Genomic DNA, 505 nt, shown 5'->3' with positions numbered 1-505 from the left:
CCACGTCACCACCGTGGATCTCTCCAAGCCCATCCTGCTGGCACCGCTGCCCGATCCCAGCACAGGCCAGCCCGGCCTGGAGATGCCGATCGACGGCTGGCACCGCCTCTCCCGCGCCCTCACCGAGCGCGTCACCACCCTGCCCGCCATCGCCCTGACTCCGGAAGAGGAACGCAAGGTACGCATTCGGGGCGGATCGAGATCTTCCCGTCACGGACGCTGAGGAGCCGACGTCCATGGGAGACGAACCGTACGAGTACACCGTCGCCGGAAGCCCTGTGGCGGTCTCCCGCGCCGACAACAGCCCGTGATCCACATCGACCCACTGCCCGGCAGCCGCACTCTCGACGGCAGCCTCAGCGACATAAGCCTCGACGAGGCCGTAAAGCTGAAGCTCTCTTTGCAGGCCGCGCTCGACCAGGAGGAAAACTAGTGCCCGACCACCTGAAGCGCACCGCCGCGTGTTGTGTGGGCCGAGATGCCCTGCTGTGACCGCCACGCGAAG

Annotated in this window: 2 protein-coding genes; both read left to right on the top strand. The window is 67.1% G+C overall.

The window, feature by feature from the left end:
* Positions 1 to 223, top strand: a 223-nt coding sequence (locus tag ABD844_RS52600; RefSeq protein ID WP_344897774.1) for a hypothetical protein, incomplete at its 5' end; no start/stop codon positions are given.
* Between the two features lie 84 nt (positions 224 to 307).
* On the top strand, positions 308 to 433 hold the full coding sequence (locus ABD844_RS52595; protein ID WP_344897771.1) for a hypothetical protein: 126 nt from the start codon (positions 308 to 310) through the stop codon (positions 431 to 433).
* The last annotated feature ends 72 nt before the right edge of the window (positions 434 to 505 follow it).

This window comes from Nonomuraea antimicrobica (assembly GCF_039536965.1).
In the GTDB taxonomy this organism is placed as follows: Bacteria; Actinomycetota; Actinomycetes; order Streptosporangiales; family Streptosporangiaceae; genus Nonomuraea; species Nonomuraea antimicrobica.
The sequence above is the reverse complement of the archived record's forward strand: the minus strand, read 5'-3'. Positions and strand labels throughout refer to the sequence as shown.